This is a genomic window from Mucilaginibacter sp. 5C4, from assembly GCF_034345625.1.
GTDB lineage: Bacteria > Bacteroidota > Bacteroidia > Sphingobacteriales > Sphingobacteriaceae > Mucilaginibacter > Mucilaginibacter aurantiaciroseus.
In genome coordinates, this window is the sequence record NZ_CP133775.1 from 2,854,753 (window position 1) to 2,870,827 (window position 16,075).

The window sequence follows — 16,075 nt, forward strand, 5'->3', positions numbered from 1 at the left end:
CTTTTATTTATTTACAAATTAAAACAGATTTAAAATTCAATTTTTAGTGCTTATTAAACTAGTAAAGAGATAATAATGGTTAAATATTTTATTTAATATTTAACCATCGCTCAATATTACTTTTCGACAGTTTATTTAAGCCTAAAACCTATTTTAAAAGCTTAAAACATAAATCTTTATAAAAGCCTTGCTATTTTAAATGATTTCCTAATTTTGAGCTGAACCAATAATAATTACCATGCCCAACATTCGCTTTCAGGCCCTAACAACTGTTCAAAATCGTGAGATACCTGAAATTAAGCTGCCATCATCCAAAATATCCGACTATTTTGGGGCAAATGTTTTTGATAAGCAAAAAATGAAAGAGTTTCTTTCAAAAGATGCCTATACTGTGATTATCGATTCAATAGATAATGGTGTTCCTATCCCCCGCGATATGGCCGAGCAGGTAGCGTCTTCCATGCGCTCATGGGCTATGGGTAAGGGCGCAACACACTACACCCATTGGTTTCAGCCGTTAACCGGCACCACCGCCGAAAAACACGACGCCTTTTTTGAGCCTACCGGCGATGGTGGCGCAATAGAACGCTTTAGTGGCGATGCCCTTGCACAACAAGAGCCCGATGCGTCAAGCTTCCCGAGTGGTGGTATCCGTAATACCTTTGAGGCCCGCGGTTATACCGCCTGGGACCCATCCTCCCCCGCGTTTATTATAGGCCGCACGCTTTGTATCCCAACAGTATTTGTATCGTACACGGGCGAAGCATTAGATTATAAAGTACCATTACTTAAAGCGCTAAGCGCATTAGATAAAGCCGCTGTTGATGTTTGCCACTATTTTGATAAAAGCATCGAGAAGGTAAACGCATCCTTAGGTATAGAGCAGGAATATTTTTTGGTGGATACCGCATTGTTTAATGCTCGTCCCGATCTTTCTTTAACAGGAAGAACTTTGTTCGGCCATATGTCGGCAAAAAACCAGCAATTAGAAGATCATTACTTTGGGTCGATTCCGGCCCGTGTGTATGCCTTTATGCAGGATATGGAAACCGAAGCACTGCAATTAGGCATCCCGCTTAAAACCCGCCATAACGAGGTTGCACCATCGCAGTTTGAGTGCGCCCCGGTTTATGAAGAAATAAACCTGGCTATTGATCATAACCAATTATTGATGGATATTATGGACCGTGTTGCCAACCGCCATCATTTTAAGGTATTATTACACGAGAAACCTTACGCCGGCATCAACGGTTCGGGTAAACATAATAACTGGTCGCTGATAACCAATACAGGCAAAAACCTATTATCGCCGGGAAAAACGCCAAAGAACAACCTAATGTTCCTGACGTTTTTTGTGAATACCATTAAAGCGGTACATGACCATGCCGATCTGCTTCGCGCATCTATCGCATCGGTAAATAACGATCACCGCCTGGGTGCCAATGAGGCCCCGCCTGCTATTATATCTATATTTTTAGGAAGCCAGTTAAGCGAGCTATTAGATGACATAGATACATCGCGCTTGAGCAAAAAAATAAAAGAGGAGAACTCGCTGTGGCAGGGTATCCCAAAGATCCCGCAGATATTGAAGGATAATACCGACCGTAACCGTACCTCTCCTTTCGCGTTTACAGGTAATAAATTTGAGTTACGCGCGGTAGGCTCGTCTGCAAATTCAGCCAGTCCTATGACGGTGCTTAACCTCATCATGGCCGACCAACTGAAGAAATTTAAGATGGACGTTGATAAGCTGCTGAAAAAAGGCGAGAAAAAAGATGTGGCCTTAATGACAACCATTAAACGTTACATCAAAGAATCGAGAAATATCCGCTTTGAGGGCAACGGTTATAGCGAGGAATGGGAAAAAGAAGCCGAAGCACGTGGCTTAGCCAATATCAAAACCACACCAAAAGCGCTTGATGCCTTTATATCCGAAAAAGCTGAGATACTTTTTGCTGAAACAGGCGTATTCACTAAACGCGAGGCACATGCACGACATGAGATCTTGTTAGACAGCTTTTACAAAAAACTACAGATTGAAGCCCGTGTAATTGGCGAACTGGTAATGAATATCATCATTCCGGCCGCTATAGAATATCAGTCGAAACTGATAACAAACGTAAAAGGTTTAAAAGATATTGGCATGGAGCCGGGCACCTACGAAGCTCAGATGGATATTATTACCCAAATAGCCGGGCACATCAACTTCATTAAAACCAATGTGGAACAAATGATAAATGAACGCAAAACGGCCAACAAAATTGAAGACCTGCGCCAGCGTGCTATCGATTATGACGAGAAGGTAAAAAGTTATTTCCAACCTATCCGTTACCATGTAGATAAACTGGAACAACTGGTAGATGATTCATTATGGCCGTTACCTAAGTTTAGGGAGTTGTTGTTTATAAAGTAATTAAACAGCACCAAGATCAACCCTGTCATCCTATGTTTGCAATCTCATCACAAACCTAGGATGACATTTTTTATTTTTAAATTATCACTTCGCAAAAAGATCCGCCTGTTTATGCTGGCTGATAATTACCTCCCGGTATTTATTTAGCAAGGCAGATTTAGATACGAATCCTATAAACTTCTCGTCTTTTACAACAGGTAATTGCCAAACATCCAGCCCGTCGAACAGATCCATAACGCCACTTACCGGCTCATCGAAATTTATTGTAGCTGGTGGGGCAACCATAATATCAGCTACGGTATCTTCTTTTTGTACAGTCTCAAACAGATGCTTGCGAATCTCGTCCATCCAAACTACACCTTCAAGATGCCCGTCATCGGTCAATACAGCGAAAATATTGGCTTTGCTATTTGATAGTATTGCATAAAAATCTGTTACAGGCATCTCTTTGCTGATCACCTTAAAGTCGTGGTTAATGATGCTGTCGAGCGTTATTTCATTTAACATCCCATAATCCTGTCCGGGATGAATATTCTTTTCGTGGATCAGATCATGCCAGTACATATTGTGCTTGCTAAACATCCGCGAGATGATATAGGATATGGCTGATACGATCATGAGTGGGATAAACAGCACGTACCCGCCCGTTATTTCGGCAATTAAAAAAATTGATGTTAACGGTGCATGCATCACCCCGCTTAGTGCCCCGGCCATACCTACCGCTATAAAGTTGCTTGTATTTAAGTGCACCAGCCCGGTTTGGTTTACAGCAAATGCCACAAACAAACCCAGGAATGCGCCGGTAAACATGGTAGGCGCAAATGTACCGCCATTACCGCCCGAACCAATGGTGATACCTGCAGCTACTATCTTCATGAGGATAAGGGCGGCAATAAATAACAGCATCAACCATGGATTTGATAACCACTGGCTAAAAAAGGACTCCTCTTTTAGCGCATCGATATTGCCATTTAAGATCTCTTGCAGATAATGATAGCCCTCGCCGAATAGAGCGGGGAAGATCATCAGGATAAAGCCTAAGATCAATCCGCCACCGATAGCGCGTATATACCGGTTTTGACCGGTAAAAATACCCTTCTCCAGTTTGCCGGCAACTTTGGTAATGTAAACGGCTGTCCATCCGCAAAGCAAACCTAAAATAACATAAAATGGAAGGGCGGTCATCACCCAGCCATCGGTTACCAAATGGAACAGCTGGCGTGAGTATAATACCTTAGCTACCACCACCCCAGTTGCGGAAGCTATCAATAACGGGATAAAGGTTGGGATAGTGATCTCACCGATCAGGATTTCCAATGCGAACAACACGCCCGCGATTGGGCTGTTAAACACCGCCGCGATACCCGCGGATGCGCCCGCCGCTATCAATACCGTTTTTTCGTACGGGCTCAGGTTGAATAACTTACCAAAGTTAGACCCAATAGCTGCGCCGGTACAAACAATGGGCGCTTCCAATCCAGATGAACCACCAAAACCAACAGTAAGCGAGCTGGTGATCAAATGCGAATAGATATTATTGGAGCGGATGTTGGATCGGTTCTTTTTAATATTGATGAGCACGTTGCCTATCCCCTTTTGTATTTTGTCACGATTGATAAGATGCTGCCAGGCCACGGTGAGCAAAATACCGAACGCCGGCAAGAACACATATATAATGTGGTAAGGTAGGTGTGTGGAAATGTTGCGGCTCAACTCCTCCATCAGGTGTACTAAATACTTTAAAGCCACGGCAGCAAGGCCGCCAATAAGGCCTACAACTACACTGCAATAAATTAAAAAGTTGCGTTGGGTGTTCTTTTTTAATCGCCAGCGGGCAATTTTGTAACTGATAGATTTTAACATAGGAGTGCGAAGAAGTGGCAATGTAATAATTTTAACGCTTAAAATATTTGTAAGCAGTATATTTGCCCATGACTTCTCCGCAAAGATATGATCAACGGGGCGTTTCTGCATCAAAAGATGATGTACATAATGCCATTAAAAATATTGATAAAGGGATTTTCCCAAAGGCTTTCTGCAAAATTGTACCCGATATTTTAACCAACGACCCCGAGTATTGCAACATTATGCATGCTGATGGCGCGGGCACAAAATCGTCATTAGCGTATACCTACTGGAAAGAAACCGGCGACATATCTGTATGGCGGGGCATTGCGCAGGATGCCATTATTATGAACCTTGACGACCTGCTTTGTGTGGGCGCTACTGATAACATCCTGCTATCGTCAACCATCGGTCGTAATAAAAACCTGATCACCGGCGAAGTTATTGCAGCCATCATCAACGGCACCGAAGAAATTTTGGCCGAACTGCGTGATGCAGGCATAGGCATCTACTCTACCGGTGGTGAAACTGCTGACGTAGGCGATCTGGTGCGTACCATTATTGTAGACAGCACCGTTACCTGCCGTATGAAACGTGCCGACGTAATATCAAACGACCGCATTAAACCCGGCGACGTGATAGTAGGTCTTGCATCATATGGGCAAGCCACTTACGAGAAAGAGTATAACGGCGGCATGGGCTCAAACGGCCTTACCTCTGCCCGCCACGATGTGTTTAACAAAACCATCGCCAATAAATACAGCGAAAGCTTTGATCCTGCCGTACCGCAAGATTTGGTATTTAGCGGAAGCAAAATGCTTACGGATAAAATAGATATCGGCAACGGCGAAACTATGACTGCCGGAAAATTGGTTTTATCGGCAACGCGCACGTACGCCCCTATCATCAAAACTATTTTAGATAAATACCGCGCGCAGGTAAACGGCATGGTACATTGCAGCGGCGGCGCGCAAACCAAGGTGCTGCATTTTATTGACAACCTGCACATTATTAAAGACAACCTGTTTCCTATCCCACCGCTGTTTAAACTGATCCAGGAAGAATCAAATACCAACTGGCAGGAAATGTACAAGGTGTTTAACATGGGCCACCGTATGGAATTATACGTGCCGCAGAAGATCTCTGAGGACATTATTGCCATCTCAAAAAGCTTTGGTGTGGATGCCCAGATCATTGGCCGTGTAGAAGCTGCCGATAAAAAGCAGGTAACGGTAACATCACCTTACGGCGAGTTTATTTATAATTAAGCCAAAAAATAGTTATAACAAACAATAACGGCCTCCCAAATTGGGAGGCCGTTATTGTTTGTTACAGATTTGAAATCTGCATCACAAAAAAAGCCTCCCGGTTTCGGGAGGCTTTTAAAATAGCGATATGCTGTATTATTTAACTTTTTGGATATTGTTACCCAACGAGCTAGCTACATATACAGTTGTACCTGCTGCATCAACTGCAACAGCTACCGGTGCATTAAACGGAGTAATAAGGCTCAAGTAACCGCTACCCGCTAATGAAGTAACTACACCCGCAGGTGTAATTTTACGGATAAGGTTGTTGTTAGTATCAGCAACGTAAACATTCCCTGCAGCATCAACCGCCACACCAGCCGGGTGATTGAAGGAAGCGGCAGTACCCGTACCATCGGCATTACCAATAGCACCACTACCTGCAAATGTTGTTACAACACCTGCTGCAGTAATTTTACGGATAACGTTGTTATTCGCATCAGCAACGTAAAGGTCGCCTGCACTGTTTATAGCTATACCTCTTGGGCCGTTAAATTTAGCAGCAGTGCCTGTACCATCTACATTACCTGCGCCGTTACCGGCTACGGTTGTAACAACACCGGCAGCAGTTACTTTACGGATAACATGATTGTTGAAATCAGCTACGTAAATATCGCCTGTTGTTGCGTTAACTGCAATACCCGCCGGGCCACTAAACCTGGCAGTAGTACCGGTTGCATCTACTTTACCAGAAGCTGTTGCACCGGCTAAAGTAGTAACTGCACCAGTTGAAGCTATTTTGCGGATTTGGTTGTTACCAAAATCTGCAACATAAACATTACCTGTAGCATCAACAGCAACACCGCTTGGGTTGTTAAATGAAGCGATAGTACCAATAGCTGTAGCATTTGAGCTACCCGATGCTAAAGTACCTGCTAAAGTTGATGCTGTAACGGTTACAACGCCGGTAGTGGCATTTGTAGTAGTTACAATTTTACGGATCTGGTTGTTAAACTGATCAGCTACTAACAGGTTACCGGCAGCATCCAAAGTAATACCTGTTGGGTAACTAAATAAAGCTACACTAGCTGCGCCATTAGCAAAACCTGCATTACCCAAACCGGATACGGCAGACACCGTACCGGTTGTAGTAACCGGTGTAGGTGGGTTTGCAACAACATCATCTTTTTTGCAAGAAGAGAACATAATTGCAGGTAAACCTGCTAATAATGCAATTTTTGCTATATAAGTTAATTTATTTTTTTTCATATATAATTTTTTATATCTGATTGTAATTCAGCGTTTGATTAATTGAAAATGTATCTAAGACCAATTTGTGCCTGCCATCTTGATGCTTGCGAAACGCCATTACCAAATGAGTTGGTAAGAGGTGCCTGGTTAGCATTATCAAAGTAAGGGAAAGAGTAAGTTGGTTTACCTGTAGCAGCATCAATACCTTTGTAAGCCAATAAGCCTGTACGGTTAACAAACTTAAAGTTACCCCATGCACTGTTCAGGAAGTTACCTAAATTAATGATGTTAAACTCAAACTGAACAGTGTTTTTGATTTTACCGCTTGTTTGGTATAGATCTTGGGTGAAGTTAAAGTTAACCAAATGGAAGTAAGGAAGGATCAAGCCGTTACGCTCAGCATATTTACCTTTACGTTTGCTTAGGTAAGGATCCTGGTTGATGTAAGCGCTTAACTGCGCGTAAGTTTGCGAAACCGAACGTGGATCGGCAGCGTTATCCTTAACAAGCACAATGTCATTAGCATCTTTAGGAACGTAGACCAAATCATTTGAAGTTTGTCCGTCACCATTAACATCACCGTTATAAACGTAAGATGCAACACCAGTGTTAGCAGCTTCGTAAGTTAAACCAACAGATGTAGTTAAGTGGTTTAAGTATTGCTTGCGGTATGATGCAGAAGCAATGATACGATTTGGCTGATAAAAGTTAGCGTAAGAAGTTACGTCAGCATTCGGATCGCCCGATACTGAACGGTCTCTCCAGGTTGATTGCGCGATAGAACCACCGTCGTTAACAGTACGTGCATCAGAACGGGTGTAAGCGATGTTAAAATAGAACTCTTTAAAGGTTCTTTGTAATTGCGCAGTAATGCTGTATGTGTAACCCTTATTAGTGTTTTTGAGCAAAATAGCATCAGTGATATTAGGGTTTGCAGCAGTATTGCCGGCACCACCAGCACCTATTGAAGGATAAACTGTTGTATTACTGTAACGGATGCGGTTATCGCTACCCACTAAAGCAGTACCGGTTGATGGTAAAGCAACGTTTTGGTAGTAAGCGGCATTGATATCTTTAGAGTAAATACCTTCTAATGTACCAATAAAGCCGAATGGTAATTTTTGGTCAACCGCTAAGTTACCCCTAAAATTAGACGGGAATTTGAAGTCTTTATCAGTGATAGCAAGGTTGTAAGATGTGTTAGCAGCAGCGCCAACAGGCCTGTTTGCATTAACATCCGGTTTAAACACCAAACGTTGGTCGGTTGGTGATATACCACCTGTACCCGGTACAAGGCTGTATGAACCAAACTGAACACCGTTGTTACTTGCCTGGTTAGATATGTAAACATAAGGAACAGGGCCGGTAAATATACCTGCACCACCACGTACCTGTGTATTACCATTACCATTAACATCCCAGTTAAAGCCTACCCTTGGCGATACCTGGATCCTTGTTTTTGGATATTGCGAGGTATTTACCTGGTAACCACCTCTAAAGCCTGTTAAAGCAGAAGCAGCCGTGTTATCTTCACCTTTGGTGTCATAAACCGGCACATCTGCACGTACACCGTAAGTTAATTTAAAGTTGTCGTTAACCTGCCATTTATCCTGTGCAAAAATACCCACTGTGTATGCTTTGATATATGCAAACGGGAAAGCACCGCTTGGCAAAGCAGAATAACGGAAATCGTAACGTACAGCTGTAGAAGCACCGTTAGAGGCTGAGTTGTAAAAATCATCAAAGCTATTGAAACGGTAACCACCATTGTAGTTAGGGGCAAAACCGTTCTTAAATTTATTAAGCTCGTAAGATGCACCAAGGTTAATTTCGTGTTTACCTGCAAATATGGTAAACTGATCGCTTAACTGGTAGGTATCAGTATTTAAAACGTTGTTGGCAGTAAATGGCTCATAACCAAAAGTGGTTTGAGTGTTACCTGCTGCGTTTAAGATATCAACCAGCGGGAAGTTACCACCACCCGGTGATGTACGATAATCACGTAAAGCCTGGTAACCTACAGTAAGTTTGTTTGCATAGTTGGTGCCAATACGGGTATTCAACTCGGCTATACCAATGTTAAAGTTGTTGTTGATGGTATAGTAAGATGAAAAGAATGGTAAGGTTGTTAAGCTTGGGCTACGGCTACCTTGCGCGCCTGAACCACTTGGAGGTATGTTCTTAGATGATTTCAAGTAAAAATACTTAACCGATAAGGTGTTATTTTTATCGATGTTCCAGTCTAATTTTGCGGCTATCTTATCAGATTTTGTAGCTAACTGATAGTTATCAAAGGCACCGGCATCATACTGGTAGTTTGTTTTCAAAAAGTCTCTAAGCTTAGTCAGATCGGCACTGGTAACTTGCGATACACTACCGCCGGAAGTTTGGCCGGGCTGTGCTGCTGTAAAAGCCGTAGCAGGGTCGTTAATTCTTTCCTGCTCACCAGATAAGAAAAAGAATAACTTATTTTTAATGATAGGGCCACCTATACTTATACCGCGTTGGTTGTAATCAATTTTTGGTTTTAACACTTCGGCTGTCATGGCTTTTAAACCCACTAAACCTGCGCTGCGTTTGTATAAATAAGCGCTTCCCTTAAATGTGTTGGTACCAGATTTAGTAACGGTATTAACACCGGTACCCGCAAACCTGCCCTGAGTAACGTCGAAAGGAGAAACAGAAACCTGGATCTGCTCGATCGCATCTAACGAAATTGGCTGTGAACCTGTTTGGCCACCCAATGAACTTGATAAACCAAAAGAGTTGTTAAACAAAGCACCATCAACAGTTAAGTTGTTACCTTTTTCGCTACGGCCACCGAATGAATTACCGTTTGCTGTAGGCGTAAGTTTGGTGTAATCGCTAATAGACCTGTTGATTGTTGGCAAACGGTCAATTTGTGAACGGGTAATGATCTCTTGTGAACCTGTACGAGAGTTGTTGATTACCTTGTTTTGTGTGCCTGTAATTTGCACTTCGTTTAGCAATGTGCTTGTTGGCGATAACTTGGCATTGATCTTAAATTCCTGTCCTAATGATAATGAAACGTCGCTTTGTACGTTATTATTAAAACCAATAAATTTAAATGTTACTGTGTAAGGGCCACCTACACGTAAGTTTGGAAGGTTATACCTACCATCGGCACGGGTTCCGGTTGTGTAATTAGTTCCGGTTGGCCCGTGTAAGGCAATGATGGTTACACCGGGCAAGGGTAAGCCCTTTTCGTCTACCACCGTACCCGACAAGCTACTTGTGGTTACCTGTGCAAAGGTAGCCGCAGCTGTTACGAGAGAAAAAAATAATAAGAGTAAATACTTCCTCATACGTTGTTTTTTTAGTTTAACTGTTAAGTGAATTAATAATTAATTGAATTAATAGGGCAAAGATATATATTAGCCCTATTTGGTATATTAAGTTAATGTTAACAATAATTATATATTTTTCAACACTTTACACGTAATTTAAGTAACAATGAAATTTTGATGAATTGTTAGTGTAATATTTACATTACAACTGTCATTCCCGTTAATAAACTTTTTGATTATTAGCTATTTGTGTTAAATTATCTGCTCTGTTTCTAAATCACTCCCCAATTTTTCATTTCCACTGCTTTTTAATTAGCTTTGGCATTCCAAAAATCATAAAAGATACATAATATATGGATTACGATTTAATTGTTATTGGTTCTGGCCCGGGCGGCTATGTTGCTGCTATCCGTGCATCGCAATTGGGTTTAAAAACCGCCATTGTCGAAAAAGAATCGCTTGGGGGCATTTGCCTTAACTGGGGTTGTATCCCAACAAAAGCTTTATTAAAAAGCGCCCAGGTTTTTGAATATTTAAACCACGCTGCCGATTACGGTATTAAAGTAGACGGTGGCGAAATTGATTTTGAAGCCGTTGTAAAACGTAGCCGTGGCGTTGCCGATGGCATGAGCAAGGGTGTTCAGTTTTTGATGAAGAAAAACAAGATCGACGTTATTATAGGTTACGGCTCACTTAAATCAAAAGGTACCGTTTCTGTTAAATTAAGCGATGGTGCTACAAAAGATTTTACCACTACCAGCATTATCCTGGCAACAGGTGGCCGCGCGCGCGAGTTGCCTAACCTTAAACAGGATGGTAAAAAAGTAATTGGTTACCGCCAGGCTATGATATTACCTCAGCAACCTAAATCGATTGTTGTGGTTGGTTCTGGAGCTATCGGTATCGAGTTTGCATACTTCTACAATGCCATAGGTACAAAAGTTACCGTGGTTGAGTTTTTAGATAACATTATTCCTTTAGAGGACGAGGAGATCTCGAAAGGCTTATTACGCATACTTAAAAAACAAGGTATCAACATCATGACCAGTTCTACCGTTGAATCTGTTGATACCAATGGCGAAGGCTGCCGTGTTAACGTTAAAACCGCTAACGGCAACCAGATATTGGAGGCTGATGTAGTATTATCTGCTATCGGTATCTCTACCAACATCGAAGGTATTGGCCTTGAAGAAAACGGCGTAAAAACAGATAAAGGCAAAGTATTGGTTGATGATTTTTACAAAACCAACGTTGAAGGTGTTTACGCAATTGGTGATATTGTTAAAGGACAGGCACTGGCACACGTTGCATCTGCCGAGGGTATCATCTGCGTAGAAAAAATCGCGGGTAAAAACCCCGAGCCTTTAGATTATAACAACATCCCGGGCTGTACTTATTGCTCACCCGAGGTTGCCTCTGTAGGATATACTGAAAAAGCGGCTAAAGAAGCAGGTTACGAAGTTAAGATCGGTAAATTTCCGTTCTCGGCATCGGGTAAGGCAAGTGCCGCCGGCGCTAAAGATGGTTTTGTTAAACTGATCTTTGATGCTAAATACGGCGAGTTCCTTGGCGCGCACATGCTGGGCCTGAACGTTACCGAAATGATAGCCGAAGTGGTTACCGCGCGTAAGCTGGAAACTACTGGTCACGATATCATCAAATCGGTACACCCTCACCCTACCATGAGCGAGGCTGTAATGGAAGCCGCTGCTGATGCCTACGGCGAAGTAATACACTTATAATAATAAGTACTCATAAAAAAGCCGCTTTGGAAAATTCCAAAGCGGCTTTTTGTTACCCGGATATTCCTATTTCAAATATTGTTTATCCAAAAATTTATACCGATCGCTAAGATTGCTACTCTCTTTTTGTAAAACAGTTTTTACATCGATATTAATGAATGACACCGCGCCATCTTTTAAGTTTGCACCCCATTTTGGCAGGCCTGCACCATTGGGGTTACCTGTTTTAATAAAGTTAGCAAAGTAGCTTTCCATGGTGGCAGATACCTTGTAATCTTCGGGCGTCCAGGCATAAGTAGTATTTGTGGCAAGGTTACCCATGGCATATTCAATCTCTGAAGCGTGGGCTGCCCCCGCGTACGGCTCGGGTGCTTTATTTGCATCTGGCTTGGCTTTATCATCACCTTTTATAATGCCGCCTGCTAGCCCGGCTTTGGCGTTTCCCATTTTAGCCGTAATTGGCGGGCGTGGTTTCGAGAAAAGGTAGCGATAAACCGGCTTACCGCTTGTAGCCGCATGCACATCAGCCCATTTCCAGGTGCTATAGCTAATAAACCTGTCGCTGGCCAGTTCTGTGGCCGATTTAATTACTTCTGTTTTTGTATTGCCGGGATACAATTTTAAAACTTCGTCCGCTTTCTCGCCGTAAAGCATTTTAACCTGGGCGGTGTAATTCTCGGGAGTTGGCGCTTTGCCATACATTACGGCTTGGTACGGTATCTCTGCAGAGTTCCATCCTACCAGCAATGGCACTTTTGCCTGTTCACCGGCCATAAATGATTCTACCGGTTTCTTGGTAAGGAAATAACCATCAATGGTAGCCGATTGCATTGACGGCGTGCCCGGTTTAGCGGCCTCGTCCAATAATTTATCGGCAGGCATCTCACGTAATTCCTTAAGCGATTTTACTCCTGCGCTTTCCGCAAACTTCACTCCGTTGGTTTCGCTTTCTGCCAAAGTAACTGGCGCAAGTGTTGGTTTTATCATGGCACCGCTTTCGCCAATAGCGCCTGCAATCAGGCCTTTCGATAATGGCGATACCATTTGTGCCGATACCGCTATTGAACCAGCAGACTCCCCTGCTATGGTTATACGGTTTGGGTCGCCGCCAAAGGCCGCTATATTCTTTTTCACCCAACGCAGGGCAGCGTTCTGGTCAAGCAAACCATAATTACCTGATGATTGATGTGCCGATTCTTTTGTCAATTCCGGATGCGACATAAAACCAAACACTCCTAATCTATAGTTCACCGTTAAAGCAATAATACCGAGTTTAGCCATGCTCTCCCCATCGTAACGGGCTTCAGATCCATCGCCCGCAACAAAGCCACCACCGTAGAAGTAAACCAGCACAGGCAGTTTAGCTTTAGATGCTTTTGCAGGTACCCAAACGTTCAGGTACAGGCAATCCTCGCTCATGCCCGGCGTACGGAAAGCCATATCGCCAAAAACCTTCTTTTGCATGGGGTTGTACCCAAATGCATCGCATTTGCGAACACCTGTCCAATTATTAACAGTCTTTGGTTCTTTCCAGCGCAGTTCGCCAATGGGCGGCTGTGCAAACGGGATGCCTTTAAAGCTATTTACGCCCGACTTTTCAGTCACGCTTTCCACAATGCCATTCTCGATTTTTACCTCTACGCCTTTTTGCGCGAACAAGGGCACGCAGGCAACTTGCATCAGCAGAAAAAATATTATTTTTTTCATGAAATATGTTTTATAATTGGTTGGTGTTTGGATGTTGAAATTACAAAAAATATCCGGCAACCAACTATTGTGTCTGCCAGACATATTGAACACAAGCTTGTTACATGACCACACCCGTTATGAAACCAACCATCACCATAGAATATTGCCCCAAATGCAACTGGCTGTTACGTGCGGCATATATGGCGCAAGAGTTACTAACCACATTTGTGGATGATATTTACGGCGTTACCTTACAACCCAGTGAAACCTCTGGTATATACAACATTAGGGTAAATGAATTAGTAATATTCGACCGTAAAGAGCAGGGCCGTTTCCCCGAAATTAAGGAGTTAAAACAACTGGTGCGTGATGTGGTTAGCCCCGATAAAAGCCTTGGGCATTCGGATAGATCTGCTACTTAATTTACTATGCATACATATTATGTAGTATAAATTTGTTTATGTAATTTTGAACGTTATATTTATAGATGCTATCCAAAAAAACTAAATACGCGATAAAGGCGCTGGTTGTCATGGGCAAAAACATGGACAAGCCGCCTATGCAGATCTCAAAGATCGCCGAGCTGGAAAAAATTCCAAAAAAATTCCTGGAGCAGATCCTGCTCGACCTTAGAAACGCGGGTTACCTCTATAGCAAAAAAGGTGCAGGCGGTGGCTACAGCCTCAACAAGGACCCTAAAGAAATTTTTCTGGTTAGCATTATGCGTATTACCGATGGCCCTATTGCCATGGTACCCTGCGCCAGCTTAAACTTCTATCATCGTTGCGATGAATGCCACCAAGAACATACCTGCGGCATCCGCGATGTGTTTATTGAAGTGCGCGATGCTACGCTAAAAATCCTGTCTGAAACGAGTGTTGCTGATATCATAGGCCGGGAAACTACTTTGATAAGTTTAGATTAAGCCCTGACGGGAAATCCTAAAATCTAATTTCTAAATTCTAAAGAGGAAATTCTAAACGAGAAATGCTAAATTCTAAAAAAAGAACATTTACTAACCTTTTATAATTTAGTTTTTAGGATTTGGGCAAAGCTCCTACTCATCATTTAATTTTTCCGAGATATTTTTAATCGATTCATCCAGCAATGATGCTGATTTATGCAGGTACTCTTCTACCTGCTGATATTCTTCCAATTTATTATCGCTGTGTTTAAGGATATCTATTATCCCCAAAATATTGGTGAGGTATTTACGTACCTCGTGCGAGTTGATGAACGCCAATTCTTTGCGTTTTGATGCAAAAAGCAACTTTTCGTAATGTCTTTTTTGTTTTCCATTTCGATACATCAGCGCTATCGCCGCAATTATTAGTGCGGCCACTATCACGGTGAATATCAACCAAAGGCGTTCGCGTTTATAAGCCTCGGTGCGTTGTATATAGGAGCTTTCAGTTTCGTCAATTTTTATTTGCGAGGAGATATCCCCTACCTGTGTTATTCGCGCATTGTTCTCCTTTGCTTCTTTTAACGCCATTTTATAATTATTGGCTGCTGCTTTTGCATCGCCTTTTTTGTCTGCTATCTGGGCCAGCAATTCATATAAATGGAACCTTATCTCGGGGTGGTTATCATTTGTAGTATTAACCAGCAGATCATTCACCAATAGTTTTGCAGAATCTAACTGGTTATTCCTGAAATAAGCATCCGCCAAATGCTGGTTCTCCAACTCGTTGGATACATATTTCGCATCAGCCTTTAAAGCCTTTATCTGTTTGATAGCATCGGGATAGTTGCCCTTAAGCAAACTTAAATAATAGGCCGTACGCAACCTGTAGATATGTATTTTATACGATCTGTTGCTTGTATTGCCTAATTTATCATGGTAAACTTTCAGCGAATCGTAGTTTCGCATCCTAAAATAATTTTCAGATTTATTATACCTGATGATAGTATTAAGCTGCTCCTTGCGGCCGGCAGTTTCGCTCCGCAATAGTTCCTGCGCCTGATCAAGATAGTTGATGGATTGATTATATAAACTGGCTTTGTAGTAAAGGTCGGATATGTTAATATCAAGTAAGGTCTGAAAGTAGTCATCATTTAAACTTAGTGCCTCTTTTTTTGCCATGCGATAACTGTAAATGGCACCGGTAAAATTCCCCTGGTCAGTTGTATAAAGCTAAGATGACTTAAAAATTGATAAAGCAGATAACTATTATTTTGCTTACGTGCAAGGTCTATAGACCTAAGCATTTGTGTTTCGGCATTTTTAAGGTTATGTATTTTGTTAGCAGATATACTTTGGGTGAAATTTGTGAACGAATTTTTCTCGGGCAAATCATACTTATTGAATAAACCAATAAGGGTATCCTTTCCGCAAATCGCGCCATCGGGCTTTACATTCTGAAAATATGATTTAATAAACCTGATGAGCCGTTTTTGCTGGGTGCGCCTGTCTTTTTGTTGAATAATATCAATAAGTGTATCCTTATTAATACTTATCTCTTGCGCATGCAAAGCACATGTAATTAAGTGTATAAAAGCTATAGTGAGATAAAGCTTCCTGCGCATGCAATTCATTTTCCTATAAATTTACTATATGGAGGCGTAAATGCAAGCAAT

At 42.1% G+C, this 16,075-nt stretch carries 11 protein-coding genes; 5 read left to right on the forward strand and 6 right to left on the reverse strand.

What is annotated here, in order from left to right; all coding sequences use genetic code 11:
• Window positions 1-238 precede the first annotated feature (238 nt).
• Entirely contained in the window at window positions 239-2,413 is a 2,175-nt protein-coding gene (locus tag RHM67_RS13425; protein WP_322227291.1) for a glutamine synthetase III, read from the forward strand.
• An 84-nt stretch (window positions 2,414-2,497) separates the two neighbouring features.
• Here the strand turns inward: RHM67_RS13425 and RHM67_RS13430 are convergent, their stop codons facing one another.
• Window positions 2,498-4,276, reverse strand: a complete 1,779-nt coding sequence (locus tag RHM67_RS13430; RefSeq protein WP_322227292.1) for a chloride channel protein — start codon at window positions 4,274-4,276, stop codon at window positions 2,498-2,500.
• Window positions 4,277-4,344: 68 nt separating this feature from the next.
• Here RHM67_RS13430 and RHM67_RS13435 point away from each other — a divergent pair, with 68 nt between their 5' ends.
• Window positions 4,345-5,526, forward strand: a complete 1,182-nt coding sequence (locus RHM67_RS13435) for an AIR synthase related protein (protein WP_322227293.1) — start codon at window positions 4,345-4,347, stop codon at window positions 5,524-5,526.
• Between the two features lie 135 nt (window positions 5,527-5,661).
• On the opposite strand, the gene RHM67_RS13440 is transcribed toward RHM67_RS13435, so the two are convergent.
• Together RHM67_RS13440 and RHM67_RS13445 are read right to left on the reverse strand one after the other, a co-directional pair.
• Window positions 5,662-6,774, reverse strand: coding sequence for a hypothetical protein (locus RHM67_RS13440; RefSeq protein ID WP_322227294.1), 1,113 nt, complete (start codon window positions 6,772-6,774; stop codon window positions 5,662-5,664).
• Window positions 6,775-6,812: 38 nt separating this feature from the next.
• Window positions 6,813-10,082 (reverse strand): TonB-dependent receptor, encoded by a 3,270-nt coding sequence (locus RHM67_RS13445; protein ID WP_322227295.1) that lies wholly within the window; start codon window positions 10,080-10,082, stop codon window positions 6,813-6,815.
• Between the two features lie 335 nt (window positions 10,083-10,417).
• On the opposite strand from RHM67_RS13445, the gene lpdA reads away from it, so the two are divergent.
• A complete protein-coding gene (lpdA, locus tag RHM67_RS13450; protein ID WP_322227296.1) occupies window positions 10,418-11,806 on the forward strand; it encodes a dihydrolipoyl dehydrogenase in 1,389 nt (462 codons plus the stop codon).
• Window positions 11,807-11,872: 66 nt separating this feature from the next.
• On the opposite strand, the gene RHM67_RS13455 is transcribed toward lpdA, so the two are convergent.
• The gene (locus RHM67_RS13455; protein ID WP_322227297.1) at window positions 11,873-13,513 is read right to left on the reverse strand and encodes a carboxylesterase/lipase family protein; all 1,641 of its coding nucleotides are present in this window, start codon (window positions 13,511-13,513) and stop codon (window positions 11,873-11,875) included.
• A gap of 119 nt (window positions 13,514-13,632) precedes the next feature.
• Between RHM67_RS13455 and RHM67_RS13460 the strand changes: the two genes are divergently transcribed.
• Together RHM67_RS13460 and RHM67_RS13465 are read left to right on the forward strand one after the other, a co-directional pair.
• Window positions 13,633-13,917, forward strand: a complete 285-nt coding sequence (locus RHM67_RS13460; RefSeq protein ID WP_369124787.1) for a SelT/SelW/SelH family protein — start codon at window positions 13,633-13,635, stop codon at window positions 13,915-13,917.
• Window positions 13,918-13,982: 65 nt separating this feature from the next.
• Complete coding sequence (locus tag RHM67_RS13465; RefSeq protein ID WP_252757206.1) at window positions 13,983-14,420, forward strand: RrF2 family transcriptional regulator; 438 nt, start codon at window positions 13,983-13,985, stop codon at window positions 14,418-14,420.
• Window positions 14,421-14,552: 132 nt separating this feature from the next.
• On the opposite strand, the gene RHM67_RS13470 is transcribed toward RHM67_RS13465, so the two are convergent.
• Window positions 14,553-15,581: a hypothetical protein gene (locus tag RHM67_RS13470; protein WP_322227299.1), complete on the reverse strand. Its 1,029-nt coding sequence runs from the start codon at window positions 15,579-15,581 to the stop codon at window positions 14,553-14,555.
• On the reverse strand, window positions 15,560-16,024 hold the full coding sequence (locus RHM67_RS13475) for a hypothetical protein (RefSeq protein WP_322227300.1): 465 nt from the start codon (window positions 16,022-16,024) through the stop codon (window positions 15,560-15,562). Before RHM67_RS13475 ends, RHM67_RS13470 begins: the two co-directional genes overlap by 22 nt.
• Window positions 16,025-16,075: the final 51 nt, after the last annotated feature.

Coding starts and splice junctions, on each gene's coding strand:
- RHM67_RS13425 (WP_322227291.1), top strand. CDS start 239: ATGCCCAACATTCGCTTTCAGGCCCTAACAACTGTTCAAAATCGTGAG.
- RHM67_RS13430 (WP_322227292.1), bottom strand. CDS start 4,276: ATGTTAAAATCTATCAGTTACAAAATTGCCCGCTGGCGATTAAAAAAG.
- RHM67_RS13435 (WP_322227293.1), top strand. CDS start 4,345: ATGACTTCTCCGCAAAGATATGATCAACGGGGCGTTTCTGCATCAAAA.
- RHM67_RS13440 (WP_322227294.1), bottom strand. CDS start 6,774: ATGAAAAAAAATAAATTAACTTATATAGCAAAAATTGCATTATTAGCA.
- RHM67_RS13445 (WP_322227295.1), bottom strand. CDS start 10,082: ATGAGGAAGTATTTACTCTTATTATTTTTTTCTCTCGTAACAGCTGCG.
- lpdA (WP_322227296.1), top strand. CDS start 10,418: ATGGATTACGATTTAATTGTTATTGGTTCTGGCCCGGGCGGCTATGTT.
- RHM67_RS13455 (WP_322227297.1), bottom strand. CDS start 13,513: ATGAAAAAAATAATATTTTTTCTGCTGATGCAAGTTGCCTGCGTGCCC.
- RHM67_RS13460 (WP_369124787.1), top strand. CDS start 13,633: ATGAAACCAACCATCACCATAGAATATTGCCCCAAATGCAACTGGCTG.
- RHM67_RS13465 (WP_252757206.1), top strand. CDS start 13,983: ATGCTATCCAAAAAAACTAAATACGCGATAAAGGCGCTGGTTGTCATG.
- RHM67_RS13470 (WP_322227299.1), bottom strand. CDS start 15,581: ATGGCAAAAAAAGAGGCACTAAGTTTAAATGATGACTACTTTCAGACC.
- RHM67_RS13475 (WP_322227300.1), bottom strand. CDS start 16,024: ATGCGCAGGAAGCTTTATCTCACTATAGCTTTTATACACTTAATTACA.